General features: G+C 62.2%; 2 pseudogenes. One reads left to right on the top strand and one right to left on the bottom strand.

The features are described 5' to 3' along the window. Nucleotides 1-208: pseudogene (locus NE591_RS14535) on the bottom strand (ABC transporter ATP-binding protein); the annotation flags it as partial. Here NE591_RS14535 and NE591_RS14540 point away from each other — a divergent pair. After that, nucleotides 165-299: pseudogene (locus NE591_RS14540) on the top strand (antitoxin); the annotation flags it as partial. The pseudogenes NE591_RS14535 and NE591_RS14540 overlap by 44 nt on opposite strands.

Consider the following 299-nt stretch of genomic DNA (forward strand, 5'->3'; position numbering starts at 1 on the left):
AAATGATCGAGCGCGCGATGGCTATCCGCTGCTGTTCGCCGCCGGACAGGTACACGCCTTCGGAGCCTATTACCGTGGCGTAGCCATGGGGAAGGCTGCTGATGAACGCGTCCGCCTGGGCGGCCTTCGCGGCCTCGACCACCTCGTCGTCGGTCGCCCCCGGCCTGCCGCGCCTGATGTTCTCCGCGACGCTCTCGCGAAAGAGGTGGATTAACGAAGCCCTGCAAGAAGCTATCGACCGTTTCGAGTACGAGTACGGGATTCTCAAGGATATCGAGGACTATCGTGCTGGCAGGCTT

Origin of the sequence: Adlercreutzia sp. DFI.6.23, from assembly GCF_024462535.1 — a bacterium.
Lineage (GTDB): Bacteria > Actinomycetota > Coriobacteriia > Coriobacteriales > Eggerthellaceae > Adlercreutzia > Adlercreutzia rubneri.